General features: G+C 43.9%; 14 protein-coding genes. 4 read left to right on the forward strand and 10 right to left on the reverse strand.

From position 1 onward, the window contains the following. The first annotated feature begins 296 nt into the window (after positions 1–296). The 3 genes from IW644_RS05425 (at position 297) to IW644_RS05435 (ending at position 3,341) form a co-directional block, all read left to right on the forward strand. Complete coding sequence (locus IW644_RS05425) at positions 297–2,561, forward strand: TonB-dependent receptor (RefSeq protein WP_269916743.1); 2,265 nt, start codon at positions 297–299, stop codon at positions 2,559–2,561. A 126-nt stretch (positions 2,562–2,687) separates the two neighbouring features. After that, complete coding sequence (locus tag IW644_RS05430) at positions 2,688–2,963, forward strand: hypothetical protein (protein WP_269916744.1); 276 nt, start codon at positions 2,688–2,690, stop codon at positions 2,961–2,963. Positions 2,964–3,008: 45 nt separating this feature from the next. Beyond that, positions 3,009–3,341, forward strand: a complete 333-nt coding sequence (locus IW644_RS05435; protein WP_269916745.1) for a hypothetical protein — start codon at positions 3,009–3,011, stop codon at positions 3,339–3,341. 7 nt (positions 3,342–3,348) lie between these two features. On the opposite strand, the gene IW644_RS05440 is transcribed toward IW644_RS05435, so the two are convergent. The 10 genes from IW644_RS05440 to IW644_RS05485 form a co-directional block, all read right to left on the reverse strand. Beyond that, positions 3,349–3,969 (reverse strand): response regulator transcription factor, encoded by a 621-nt coding sequence (locus IW644_RS05440; RefSeq protein WP_269916746.1) that lies wholly within the window; start codon positions 3,967–3,969, stop codon positions 3,349–3,351. Further along, the gene (locus IW644_RS05445; RefSeq protein ID WP_269916747.1) at positions 3,966–5,204 is read right to left on the reverse strand and encodes a sensor histidine kinase; all 1,239 of its coding nucleotides are present in this window, start codon (positions 5,202–5,204) and stop codon (positions 3,966–3,968) included. The genes IW644_RS05440 and IW644_RS05445 overlap by 4 nt, the downstream gene beginning before the upstream one ends. Before the next feature lie 16 nt (positions 5,205–5,220). Further along, positions 5,221–5,550: a DMT family transporter gene (locus tag IW644_RS05450; RefSeq protein ID WP_179984356.1), complete on the reverse strand. Its 330-nt coding sequence runs from the start codon at positions 5,548–5,550 to the stop codon at positions 5,221–5,223. Between the two features lie 27 nt (positions 5,551–5,577). Beyond that, entirely contained in the window at positions 5,578–6,174 is a 597-nt protein-coding gene (locus IW644_RS05455; protein ID WP_179984355.1) for a DUF7010 family protein, read from the reverse strand. Between the two features lie 125 nt (positions 6,175–6,299). Next, a complete protein-coding gene (locus IW644_RS05460; protein WP_232091226.1) occupies positions 6,300–7,718 on the reverse strand; it encodes an MFS transporter in 1,419 nt (472 codons plus the stop codon). After that, entirely contained in the window at positions 7,702–8,277 is a 576-nt protein-coding gene (locus tag IW644_RS05465; protein WP_179985253.1) for a BON domain-containing protein, read from the reverse strand. The genes IW644_RS05460 and IW644_RS05465 overlap by 17 nt, the downstream gene beginning before the upstream one ends. Positions 8,278–8,300: 23 nt before the next feature. Then, complete coding sequence (locus IW644_RS05470; RefSeq protein ID WP_179984354.1) at positions 8,301–8,897, reverse strand: phosphoheptose isomerase; 597 nt, start codon at positions 8,895–8,897, stop codon at positions 8,301–8,303. Positions 8,898–9,071: 174 nt separating this feature from the next. Beyond that, the gene (locus IW644_RS05475) at positions 9,072–10,160 is read right to left on the reverse strand and encodes a glycosyltransferase family 4 protein (protein ID WP_269916748.1); all 1,089 of its coding nucleotides are present in this window, start codon (positions 10,158–10,160) and stop codon (positions 9,072–9,074) included. A 179-nt stretch (positions 10,161–10,339) separates the two neighbouring features. After that, positions 10,340–10,681 carry a YraN family protein gene (locus IW644_RS05480; RefSeq protein WP_269916749.1) on the reverse strand — a complete coding sequence of 114 codons (342 nt, stop codon included), beginning with the start codon at positions 10,679–10,681 and terminating at the stop codon, positions 10,340–10,342. A gap of 3 nt (positions 10,682–10,684) precedes the next feature. Continuing rightward, the gene (locus IW644_RS05485) at positions 10,685–12,700 is read right to left on the reverse strand and encodes a penicillin-binding protein activator (RefSeq protein WP_269916750.1); all 2,016 of its coding nucleotides are present in this window, start codon (positions 12,698–12,700) and stop codon (positions 10,685–10,687) included. A gap of 141 nt (positions 12,701–12,841) precedes the next feature. Between IW644_RS05485 and rsmI the strand changes: the two genes are divergently transcribed. Beyond that, positions 12,842–13,678 carry a 16S rRNA (cytidine(1402)-2'-O)-methyltransferase gene (rsmI, locus tag IW644_RS05490; RefSeq protein ID WP_269916751.1) on the forward strand — a complete coding sequence of 279 codons (837 nt, stop codon included), beginning with the start codon at positions 12,842–12,844 and terminating at the stop codon, positions 13,676–13,678.

A 13,678-nucleotide genomic window follows, 5' to 3' on the forward strand; every position in this document is an offset into this window, starting at 1 on the left:
TTGCAAGATCGCAATCTAACGGTAACATATCGTTCCAGTCTTCAAGCCTAAATTCTTCTACTGAGTTTTAGAGGACTGGGAAAGTATTCACTACTTTTAAAGCAGAGTTTTATTGAAAGTAAGTTTGTAATGTTTTATTGCGACTTACTTTTTTATTGCCTGTAATCCAGTATTAGCACAAGGTTATGTGTGCCTCTTAGTTCAGTGAGTTTAGTCTTTCAAGGTTCCAAAGAAGAACTTGAAGCAGCCTATAACAACAAATTTATACCTAACACTCACGCAAAAGGGGTTACACCATGAAATCCAATACTGACGTGTCTAAGACACTCGCCAGTAAGCTTTCACCTGTCGCACTAGCAGTAGCGATGACCGTTCCAGCTCTTTCAAACATTGCCGTTGCTCAAGAGGCTGAAGCAACTGAAGAACAACAGTTTGAAGCCATTACCGTTACCGCGACAAAACGCCCTCAAGTTATTTATGAAGTGCCAATTGCTATCAGTGCTTTCGACGGCGATAAGCTAGCTGACCAAGGTATAACAGATCTAACAGACGTTGGTAAGTTCGTACCAAACCTAAACGTAACAGGTTTCTCTGCTGGGCACACATCGTCAGTTAACCCGTTTATTCGTGGTATCGGTCTTCAAGATCACCTTATTACTACCGACCCTGGTGTTAGTGTTTATGTTGATGGTGTTTACCTAGGCCGCCAAGTTGGTCAAAACTGGAGCCTTAACAACATCGAACGTATCGAGGTACTTCGTGGTCCTCAAGGTACCCTGTACGGTCGTAACTCTATTGGTGGTGCAATTAACATTATCACCAAAGAGCCAGACCAAGGCGATGTAACTAAAATCAATACTGAATTTGGTACACGCGGTCGCGTTAAAGCTGACCTTTTTGTTAATCATGCTTTATCAGAAACTGTTGCGTTCAACATGAATTTGGCATTCAACAAGCGCGATGGTCTTGGCGAATTCATTAACGTGCCAAATGCTGAATACGATGTAGGTGAGACTGAAGATATTTCAGGTCGTGTTTCACTTAAGTGGGAGCCTTCAAATGACTTCCGTATGGTATTAACTGCAGACGCTAACAATGGCGATGGCGGCCTTCGTCCGTACACTGTGCTTATTGATGAAGTGGGCTCAGCACGTTACTTTGGTGGTGGTAATGGCCTTGGTATAGAGCTGCGTAATAGTGATGTGACCCCTGAAGGCGCAGATATCTACGATAACGCAACAGGTACTGAAGCAGTAACGGGCGTATCGAACGAAGCGCGCGGTCTTTCATTAACTACCGAATGGGATATTAACGACGACTACACGGCGAAAGTGGTAGCAAGCCAGCGTACATCAAAGTACAAGGCTGGTCTTGACGACGACGGCACGGTTTTCTCACTAGACCAATTCCCTGAGCGCGGTGAAGCTGATCAAACATCGATTGAGCTTCAGCTTAACGGCTACATCAATGAGTACACGGACTTCGTAGCAGGTCTTTACTACTTTAATGAAGAAGGTAGTAACCGCCAAGGCGACGACTCTAACTTTGATGGCGGACCTAACTTGCTTGCGCTAGACCAAGAAACCACCTCTAAAGCTGTATATGTAAATGTGCGTCACGACTTAACTGACGAGCTAAGCGTATCCGGTGGTCTTCGCTACACCAAAGACGAAAAAGACGCGTCTGCGAACGTATTCTCAGCACTTGGAACTATCTATGATTCAAACGATTGGGATGAAGTAACGTGGGAACTAGCTACAAACTACACGTTTGAAAATGGCATGACAGGTTATGCAACTATTCAGTCTGGTTATCAGTCAGGTCAGTTCCCTGCACGTCCATACTGCCTGATAGGTGAGTTCTTTGGCGCAGGTGGCTTTGATGATATCGAAGGTGCGCAAGCAGCCGTTCGTGCAAATAACTGTTTTACAGCGTCTGACAACATTACTGCGACTAACTATGAAGTGGGTATTAAAGGTCGTGTTAACGATTACTTCGATATCAGTGTTGCCGTATTTAACACTGAGTTTGAAGACTTACCTTACCAAGTAAGTCGCGTGAGCGAGGGTGGTTTCGACACTGCAAACCTTGTTGTTGAACAAACATCTCGTGGTGTTGAAGCCGATGCAACGTTTACCTACGGCAACTTTAGCATGATGACCAGTATTGGTTATATGGATGTAGATGTTGAAGAGCAAGACGGTTTCAACCCTGTTGCACCGCTTACTCCAGATCTTACGCTAGCGATTGGCCCGCAATATACCTTCGAGCTTGATGGTGGTGATTCAATTCGCGTACGTGCTGATTACTCGTACCGCGCAGAAATGTATGGCGAGCCAACTTCAGCGCCTGAACGCATGACTGAGCTAGACAGCCGTGAGCTAGTGAACTTTGACATTGCTTACACACCGGCGAATGATGCGTATACCGTAGCACTTTACGGTCGCAACATTTTCGATGAGCGTTACGACAACGCGCGCTTGAATACAGGTGACTATATCCTGCAAATTCTAAGTAACGATGCGAGCGAGTTTGGTGTTAGGTTCTCAACTGAATTCTAATATCAACAAAGAGTTATAATAATAAAGCCAGTCTTATGACTGGCTTTTTTTTGCTTATTTTTTCTTGTTTTATCTTCATTATTAGCATAGTTTTAAAATTGTCTTAAAAATAATCGACCAATAACAATGAAGCTAAAGTTAATTTCTCGTTTAAGCACCATTATTGCGATAAGTCTACTTTTTAGCTGCACATACACTGTGTATCTACCGGATGATGAAGCAGGTAATACCACTCGCAGCGAAAGGGCTGCATCAGCTAACGCTGAGTTTGGTAACCAGTGCCGCTATGGTAGCAACGGCGAGTACGGCAAATGCCCCACGTCGAACGGTGAAATGGTTGGAACGTCTTGTTCTTGTCCTACTCCTTCAGGGCAAATTATGGGAACGGTGTCGAAATACTAGAAATGCTTTTGCACGTAAAGCTTTTCAATCATACGGAGATGGAGCGTGGGTTTTTTTACCAGTTTCAAAAAATCGCGGTTAGAAAGAAAGTTTAAGAAAAATGAATGGGTAATCATTCAGCCTATTCCGTTCTCTCAATTCGAACAACTTATCGTAGATCATGTTGACGCAGGATGGGAAATTGAGGATGACTATGAACGACTTGCTGAAACCACAGCTAAATGGCAGTGTGAGTTACGCAAAGGTACCAGCATTTTAACTTGCGTATGGACTGCAAAGCAGCAAGGAATTATCTACGGTCCCGAGCGAGTACTTACCGGTTTGTCTGAAAAGCTAAACATACCGACCTCTACCACAGTTGCTACTACCTGGTTTTGAGTTACTGCTAAAGCCAGCCTTTTTGCTTCGCAATGCGGGCTGCGTCAACGCGGTTCGTTGCATCAAGCTTTGATATCGCTTCGGAAAGATAGTTTCTTACTGTACCTTCTGATAAAAACAACGATTGCGCGATGTCTTGGGTCTTCAGTCCGTCAGAAGCGAGCTTAAGTGCCGCCATTTCTTTTTGCGAAAGTGGGTTGTTGTCGTCGAGGGCCATGATAGCCAGCTCCGTCGAAATCACTTTTTCCCCCGCAGATACTTTATGTATGGCATCTATCAAGTAGTCGCTGTCAGACTCTTTTAAAATAAAACCTTTAACCCCTAAGCTTAATGCACGTTTAATATATCCCGGTTTCGAAAATGTAGTCATTAAAACTACCTTGCTACTAAGGCATTGTTCTGTCACGTGGGCGGCTAAATCTAGTCCTGAGACCAGCGGCATTTCGATATCACTTAGTATAATGTCTGGCGCAGGGTGATCGCTTAAATACTCAATCGCTTCTTGCCCATTACTGCATTTAGCTGCGATGGTTAGGTCGTCCTCTAGTGACAGAAGCATGGCTATGGCATCTCGAATAAGCGATTGGTCTTCAACAATTAAAATGGTTGTTTTCGCTTTTACATTCATAACGCCACCTTTTCAGACGATGGGTTTTCCAAAATAAGCTGCACGTTTACAGAAGGGTAAAAAGAAATGCTCAGATTTGCATTTATAGATGCTGCACGTTCTCTAATACCCATTAATCCGTTTCCTTCTTTAATTGACACGCTGTCCTCAACTACACCGTCATCTTGATAGGTCATGACCAAAGTATTCGGATTAACGTTAAGGTCAAAATTAATAGATACCGTCTTTCCCTTTGAATAGCGCAAGGTATTGGTGGTTAGTTCCTTTACTATAAGCGCAAGCTGGCTTTCTTGCTTTGAAGTCAGCTTCATCAAAGCGCTGTCATCAATAGTGGTTGAAACGTTAAAGCCGTTTTCTTCTAGCAGTGCTTTATCTTTCGCAATTTCATCGCCAAGCGAAAGTTGTTTAATATCTGATACTGCCTGACGAATATCGCTTAATAATGCTTGCGATAGTTGCGCCAACGCCTTTACTTCCCTATGCGCATCGGCAATTTTATCCTTACTAATAAGCTTATCAGCCAGTTGAGCTTTTAACGAAATTGAGCTTAATGCGTGACCTGCAACATCGTGTAAGTCTCTGCCAATACGTTCTCTCTCAGCTATCGCGGATAATACGCGCAAGGCTTCAGCTTGCTGGCTTTCTTTAAGGCCATGAAGGGTTTCCTTACGCTCCATAACGCCAAAACCAAACAATACCAAACTGTTAATGATTGAAGCGCCTAAGAGAAAGTGTGCATTTTCAAACATAGTAATGTTTAGAGTGAAAAGCACGATCATCATTATGCTTATGCTAGCAAAACCCGTTTTGAACGAGTTGTAATAGCCAATGATAAATGCAATGAAACCTATAATCGTCGCGCCACCTGGATTTTGAAAGCTGCAGGCGACAGACAGTAAAAACATAGATAATAAATAGGAAGGTAGAGCTTTGACAGGCTGACTTATCGCTTTGATGTACAGAACAATAAAGCTAATGTATCCCAAGATTTGAATTACCCATACCTCGATGGGAAGAGGGCGGGAGATTATAAGGGGCACAAAAAAGAACAGCGAAAAAAATAAGCTGGCATGAGACCAGCGCTTTTTTCTACCACTTCCCAGCAATGGCATGACTGGCGCCATATCGCTTCTGCCTACATTGTTTATTGAGCCATCCACTGTCGCAGTGCCTTCATTTAAATGAGCTGTAGGCACTGCGTTGTTGTTATTTTGCATGCTGTTATGGCTGCGCATTGTGAGTACTTCGTCCTTACTGAAATACAACGGCTGACTTGCTAGTAATGAGCAAGGTACCAGAGATAATTAACATAATACCCAGCACGGCATAAATGTCGAAAGTTTGTTTCCAAAATATCACTGATGCAGCAGTGATTAGCGCGATACCCATCCCTGACCATATTGCATAGGCAACGCCAATACCCATGTTTTTTAGGACCATGGCAAACAACATTCCTGACACCGTATAGAAAAATATAGCGCCGTAGCCAAAGGCCCATTTCTCCCAACCGTTCGACATTTTAAGCAGCATGGTAGCTGTAACTTCGGTGATAACTGCAACCGCTAATAGTAAGTAAGTCATCGTATGTTCCTTCTTGTTAAAGTGAAATTAGTTAGATTTGATTGTTTGAAAACGGCGTTCAAGAGTAATGAGCGACACAATATAGACAGCCACAATGACAGCCGAAATTGCTTCTACTCGTGCTTCGGGAAACAGGTACCAAGCTACAACAATGCCGAAGGTTCTTGCGATAGTGTGAAAATAGCCAACCCAATGCTCTATTGCCCACGATAGAGGCATCCACATTAGTCCAGCAAGAATGCCAATACTCAAGGGCACGGTTGTGTGGTCAATAGCGGCAACCGGAAGGGCGATGGCAAAGACCAGTAGGCTCATAAACATACCAACAAAGAAAAGCCGGTCGAAGCTGTTCTTTACTGCGCTTTTCGCAAAAAATCTTTCACCAGTAAGATAAGACAAGCCTGCGCCTAGATAGAAAATTGCCCCTGTGCCGATATAAAGCATCCAGGTTATGGTGAGCTCAGATACAAAAGGAGCACTCATACCAAGTAAGGCCCAAACAAGGGTGCCTGCAAGCGGCATTGCAATAAACCTTTTCTTTTTGAAGTCTTCGCGCTGTTGTTCTAGTGAAAGAGGGGAGCTTTGAATACTAGTTGTAGAAGCGTGGTCTAATATATGTTCCATGTGCTTTACCTAATGTTGTAACGTCGATAGGTAAAGTATGAAAAAGTATCTCAGATTGCGTTAGTCACAAACGTCATCAATAGCATGTGACATTTGTCATTAGATTTACAAATAATAGGTTTGGGCTAGCTTTGTCGCGCTTTTTTCGCCTTGCGCTTGTTTAACACAGAGTCACCATCTTCTTTCGAAAGCATTAGGCTGTCGTAAATACTCACTAGCGCCACCGCACCCATAAACATCATAGATAGCGTGAAGGTTTGTAGGTTTGGCGCGTCGGGGCTTTGACCAAGAATTAAGGCTGCAGCAGCGATTGCAAGCGCTGATAAGGTAATACCAAGGCCGCGATTCATTTGCATTAGAATAGCGCCTAGCGTATTCGCATCTCGCATTTTATTAGGCGGTACGTCGGCAAAAGCAATAGTATTTATTAATGTTAAGTGCATTGAGCGAGTCACACCGTTAGCAAACAAGATAGCGGCAATGGTAAACGACGATGTAGTGTGATTTATCATAGCTAGCGCGACAAAACCAAGAGCGATGAGCACGCCGTTTACTACAAGTACACGTTTGAAACCAAACGTATTCATGATCCACGTGGTTGCGGGCTTAATCGCCAAGTTTCCTGCAAATAGCCACAGCAAAAGGGAACCAGCCTCTACAGGCGAGTAACCTAGCCCTAGCTGAAGCATGAGCGGCACAAGAAAAGGTGCACTTCCAAGTGCCACTCTCACTACAGAGCCTCCATAGACCGAGAGTCTGAAGGTTTTATGCTGCATGGCGTCGAATGAAAATAGGGGATTTTTTGCTTTTTTAACATGCCGTATTGCGAGAATCATGAGTGTTAAGCCAACGGCAATGACGCCAAGAGACTGAAGAAGTTTGTCGCTGGTACTGGCAAGAAACTCGATACCAGCCATAAAAAGCGCAAAGCCTACGCCGGTAAGCAAAAAGCCTTTAATATCAAACTTGCCCACATCACCTTTGGTGTTTCGCAATAAGTAAAGAGAGGCGAGGATCGCGATAATACCCAGCGGAATATTCATATAAAAAATCCACTGCCAGCTAAAATGTGTGGCTATGTAGCCGCCAAGTACTGGACCTAATAGCGGTGCACTCAAGGCGGGCCATGTAATAATCGCTACGGTTTTTACTAGTTTTTCTTTGGGCAAATCCCGCAATACTACTAATCTTCCAACCGGCACCATCATAGCACCGCCTAAACCTTGAAGAATACGGGATAAGGTAAATTCGAATAAACTGGTACTTAAGCCACATAGGACCGAGGCAAAAGTAAAAACGGCAATCGCCGCTATAAATATTGTGCGAGCCCCAAATTTGTCAGCAGCGTAACCGCTTAAAGGGATAAAGAGCGTAACGGCTACCAAATAAGCCGACACGCCAATAGAAAGGTGAGCTGCCGGCACGTTAAAGTCAGCAGCAATAACAGGGAGCGCCGTGGTAATTACCGTGGCGTCCAGAATTTCCATAAAGAGTGCCCCTGCTACCAAAAGGGCAGTGGCAAGCTCTTTATTGAACAATTTCAAAGGCTCTAACGACGCGAGCTACACCCGTAATATTACGAGCAATATCGACCGCTGCTGTAGCTTCAAGGTTAGTTAATCGACCCATTAAAAATACCTCTGAGTCTTGCACAACCACTTTAATCTGAAGAGCCGGAACGCGCTCATCAGCGACTATCTTAGTGCGTACTTTTGACGCGAGCCACAGGTCGTTGGCTTGTGTGCCAGCACCTATCGGTTCACCAATGCGTATTTGGTTGTGAATCTTTTTAATGTAGCTCACTTCTTGAGCACGGCTAACTGCCTCGTCTATAAGCCCTTGGTTGGGGGCTTGGCCAGTTAGCAGAGCGACACCGTTATAAACATCAACCTGAAGGTTAGTCTGCTCTTTAAGTGCGTCACTTTTCGACCATTGATAAGACACCGCTGCGTCGGCATTTTGATCGTCAAGTTGTGTACCTACCGTACGTCTATCATTAGCCACTTTTGCGGCCATGGCTCCGGCTGCACCGACTGCCACTACGCAACCTTGTAATGTTAAAATTAGGGCTAATACAGAACCCAGCAGGCTCAATTTTTTTATTTGTCTACTCATAGTTAATTTGATTAATCGTCACCGTGATCAGCAGGGAATAAGCTGTCGTCAATGCATTCACATAGGTTGTGAATAACTAGCAGATGCACTTCTTGAATACGGGCGGTACGGTTAGAAGGAACGCGAATTTCGACGTCATGCTCACTCAAAAAACCAGCCATTTCGCCGCCGTCTTTACCGGTAAGCGCGACAATAGTCATATCGCGAGATAATGCAGCTTCCATTGCCGCGATAACATTACGTGAATTGCCACTAGTGGAAATAGCCAAAAGTATATCGCCAGGCTGGCCTAACGCTCGTACCTGTTTGGCAAATATTTCGTCGTAGCTGTAGTCATTAGCGATAGACGTGATGGTCGACGTGTCTGTGCTTAACGCAATAGCAGGCAGGCTAGGACGGTCACGTTCGTAGCGGTTTAACATTTCTGATGAAAAGTGCTGGGCATCGCCAGCAGAGCCGCCATTACCACAGCTCAGTACTTTATTGCCTCTTATTAAGGCTTCAACCATCATGTACGCCGCTTTTTCAATATATTCCGGCAATATTTCCGATGCTGCAATTTTTGTCTGAATGCTCTCGGTAAAGTTCGATTTTATCTGTTCAATCATCTGTCATCTCTTTGTTTTCAACAGCCTACTGATCTCTTTTAGTGGTTGTAGCACTAAGTTACAACGCACGGCTAAACATAATGATCAGTATCTGAAAAATATTTGCTTATGCTTTGCATTATTAATATCAAATACCAGGTGGTATTAACCTTTACTGCAATGCCAAGGTGTTATTTATTGAAGCGTTCGAAAAAACTCGACTAAGTTTCTTGCTTCATCTTCAACCTTGAAGTTTTTTACAATGTGTTCGCGTCCGGCTTTGCCCATTTCTGCAAGTTTGTCCATATCTGAAAGAAGTAAATCCATCTTCTCTGTGACAGCTTGCTGGTCTCTGGTAGGTACTATATATCCGTCAATACCTGGTCTAACGATATCTTCCCATGCGCCCGCTTGTGTTGCTAGTACAGCCGCACCTGCGCTCATGGCTTCAGGTACAGTTAAACCAAAGCCCTCGTTGTAGCTAAGCGCACTTACTAGAGACAATGCACTGAATATGCTAGGAATCTGTTCAAAGGGCAACTCACCAGTGAAAATAATGCGATCAGTTAAACCTGCTTCAGACACCTTTTCTTTGAGTTGATTTACAAACGCTTGGTTGCTTGGAGAAATGGCGCCCACCACCACCGCATTCACATCAGGGTATTTAGGTAATATTTTGATGCAGGCCTCCACAAAAAGGTGAACTCCTTTTTGCTCTCTTACTCTACCTAAAATTCCTATTCCGTATTTTCCACCGTAACCCAATGACTGCCAAGCTTTTTGCTTATTTTCTGCTGGCGTGTAGTTATCAATCTGCACACCGTGAAGATTAATTTTGGCAGGAGGCTTATTTAAGTACTGTGCGGAACGGTTACTCATCGCAATAATTGCGTCCATCCTATTGCTTAACCATACCGTGGAAGCGGAACGCTCTCGTTGAGCTGCCGAGCTAAATACGAGTTTTATTTTTGCGCGAAAAATGTATTTCAGCAGCACTCCCTGAATCATTTCGTCAACACGGCGTGCGTGAAAAATACGCCACTTACCATTACTAAGCGGGCGTCGATACATTTTAACGACTTCCCAGAATGTTATTGTCATCGAAGGGTCCGGGACAAAGTGTTTACCCATGATCCGCAAATTGATCATGCGCTTTTGTATCGATGTCACTTGCAACATAGTAGACGTTACACCAGAAAAGTTGGCACTAGAGTTACCGACTATTAATTCTATTTCTTGGTTATCAAGGTTACAGGGCGACATCTTGTTGTTGGGGTGACTCATTATTTGTAGGAACCTAAGACACTTTCGTCAAATAGAAGAAAGCTTGTAAAACTAAGATAAAAAAATGGAATAGCGCTTACTTAAAGACCTTGCCATTTATTCTTGAACGCGTTCACATCCAACACTTATATTCTTCCATTTAAGTGAACATAAACTATAAAACTATATGTTGTGAGCCTCTATCCAACGTTCTTTAACCACTGAAGATTGCTTCCATCTATGGCAATAACGTCTATCCGTAAAGGCGTAGATGCTGGATTCAGGTTATTATCTAACAAATAGAAACCAAACGCAGCATGAATTCGGTTTAGCTTTTTAGCCGTTACAAATTCTATTGCACTGCCAAAATGATTCCGTTTCCGGTATTTGACTTCAATACACACAATAGTATTGCCGTCTTGCATTACAATATCTAACTCACCACGTCGCGTACGGTAGTTTCTACACAGAAGCCTAAGACCTTGTTCCTCAAGATATTGACAGGCTTTGTCTTCTGCTGCATTCCCTTGCAGTTTCGACATATCTTACTCCGACAGCATCTGTACTTTTTCGTTACGGATCATAGCTTGAGGCTGCTGGCGAATGACTTCGCCTTTCTCATTAAGCGAAAGGGTTCCGGTCAAGCCTTCATGTGAAAGGTACTTCAGCGTGTTGAGCATACCTAGCTGTGGAAGTAGCTGGTAGGCATCAAAGCCAAACGCAAACAAACGTTTTTGCATGGTATTTTGATTTTGCCAAGCCTGCTCCACCTCTTGCTGAAGAGGTTGCCAATTGTGTGAAGGCATTAACCATGGCATATCGATAAAATGCACATTTTGTAAATCACGCCATTGGTTTTTTCCGCTGTCGTAATCCATCGAACGAGATGTAGCATACACAGGAACTTGCTTACCGTCGTAAGGGTTTAAGCTCGCTTCAATTATTGGATTTAGCAGCTCTGTGTCTTGCGGAGACGCAAACGCGACTATGGCATCAATATCCCGCCTGCTGCGAGGCATATTGTATACTTCATCGTTGGTCATGTACTCAATTTGATTAATGCGATCATTGCTTTGGGCGACATCGAGTGCTTGAGTGATACCTTCGCGAAGCGAGTTGCTATCGTTAAAGGTAACCGATGTTATGTTGGTGCGACGCTTGTTCTCTTTACTGTTAAGCGCTCTCCAATGCGTTTTAAACGTGGTGTCCATTCGCTGATACAAATTGCTTTGGGCCGCAATCACAATAGGTGCACGGTAGCCTTTGTTGAAGATATATTCAGCAAGCTGCTTGGCTTCATCTTCTGGGGCAAGACCGAAATAGTTCAACGAAGTGGCTAGATCCAGTGCGTGCAACTCTCCTTTGGTCTCTGTATCCGTCAGTATGCTTCCCGCCGAATCAGTGCCACTATCTAGCGTAGAATTTGATGATGTCGTTAATCTACTTTTGGTCGGAGTTTCGTTTGCATTTACTTGTTCTATCAGTTCTTCTGGACGATTCAATGCTAGTACGTTCACCCCAACTGGCAAGCTGGGGATCAAATTCTCTACGGTATCTTTCAGCAGCGGTCCGACAATAAATTTGGTGTCGCCAATTTCATCAAGGAGGTGCTGCGTATCCACACCATTTGTGTCAATAAAACGCAGGCGTGGCAGTAAGTGTTCATCTTGGCGTTTTTCAACATCAGTGTAATAGGCCGACATTATACCATTTTTAACTACTTGCCCCGTACGCCCTAAACGTCCAGAAAGTGGCAGCAATACTGCAATATCATTGGCGCCTGCATCGGTAAGCTGTGTTGCTTTAAGCACATTGTCAGGCAAGGTCGTTTCTAAAATGTGGCCACGATAAACTTGCTGAAAATTTTGAAGTTCTGTTGCCAATGTCGCGGGAGATGAAGCATTCGCTTCAGTCAACTCGCGAAGCGTGATGAAAGGGGAAAGAGAGGGGTACGTTTTTCCTACTGTTGAAAGCGTTTCCGTCGGTATGGAAGTGAGCCACTGCCACACCTGCTGTACTTTATCTTCGTCTGACAAATTGGTTTGTAGCACGCTATTGGCTGCGGCTGCAAAATTACCTTGCTGTGAGTACAGCTGAGTTTGAAGTTCTGCTTTTTGAAATGCAGTTTCACCTGTACCCATTACTCCGTCCAGCATTGCCAGCAATTCATCTGCTGACGCATCAGGCATTCCTGCATAGGCTTTGGTAACTAAAAGGGAATAGTACGAGTGGTTGCGTTCTGACACACCATCTTCTTTAACTTCAAACAACACCTGCTGCGCAAATACAGGTTGTTGGTTTTGAAGGTATAAGTCAGCAGCTTGCAGTAATAAGCTATTACGCTGTTCTTTATCGCGGGTGCGTTCCCATACCTTCTTAGCTTCTAGAAGTTTGTGCTCAGGCGTGACATTCTCTTCAACCTGGGTGGTTTCAATTGGAGTCGGTTCCACTACCACCGGTTTCGACTGAGTTTTTGGCGTGCTCCCACAACCCGATAATACTAATACCGAAGCAATGGCTGATAGCGTAAAGATTTTTCCAGATTGTCCGATATGACGCACAGTTTCATTCCTTTTACATCGTTATAGGTCAAGTTTATCTTAACCAGTGTGAAAATCTACGCTTGCCAGCATAATCTGGACTAATGGCGTGATACACTTATCGCATAACCTTTCAATTTAACGTAAGACTTAACCACTGTTATGACAGACACCGCCACTCTATATATTGTTCCTACGCCTATTGGCAACTTAGATGACATCAGTGCTAGAGCAATTCGCGTATTAAGTGAAGTTAACTGGATTGCTGCTGAGGACACCCGTCATAGCGCACGACTTCTACAGCACTTTAGTATTGGAACTAAAACCCTTTCACTTCACGAACATAATGAAGATAAACGTACAGCTATGCTTTGCGAACGTTTGAAAGGCGGTGAATCTGTTGCTTTGATAAGTGATGCGGGCACACCACTTATCAGCGACCCTGGTTTTGTTTTAGTGCGTAAATGCCGTGAGCAAGGTATTCCAGTTAGTGCTTTGCCGGGACCATGTGCCGCAATTACTGCATTAAGCGCATCTGGACTGCCTACAGATAAATTCACTTTTGAAGGCTTTTTGCCGGTTAAAACCCAAGCGCGGGAGGGTGTACTATCAGCGCTATTAGATAGAACTTTCACGACAGTTTACTATGAAGCCCCACGAAGGATTCTAGATACGGTTACTGACATTCAGCGTGTATTAGGCGAACGCCACATTGTTGTAGCTAAAGAGTTGACCAAAACTTTTGAAACCTATACGAGCGGCAGCGCTCAAGATGTGATTGATTATCTCAACGCCGATCCAGCACATCAAAAAGGCGAATTTGTTGTGATGATAGGCCCTGCCAAGGTAAATGAACAGGCGATACCTAGTGAAGCAATGTCCTTACTGCAAACATTGTGCGAGTACATGCCGTTGAAGAAAGCCGCGGCTGTAGTAGCAAGTCATTATGATTTGAAAAAGAATGCATTATATCAAGCAGGACTAGATGCAAAAGGGTAG

The sequence above is a fragment of the Alteromonas sp. PRIM-21 genome (assembly GCF_027563165.1).
Lineage (GTDB): Bacteria > Pseudomonadota > Gammaproteobacteria > Enterobacterales > Alteromonadaceae > Alteromonas > Alteromonas macleodii_A.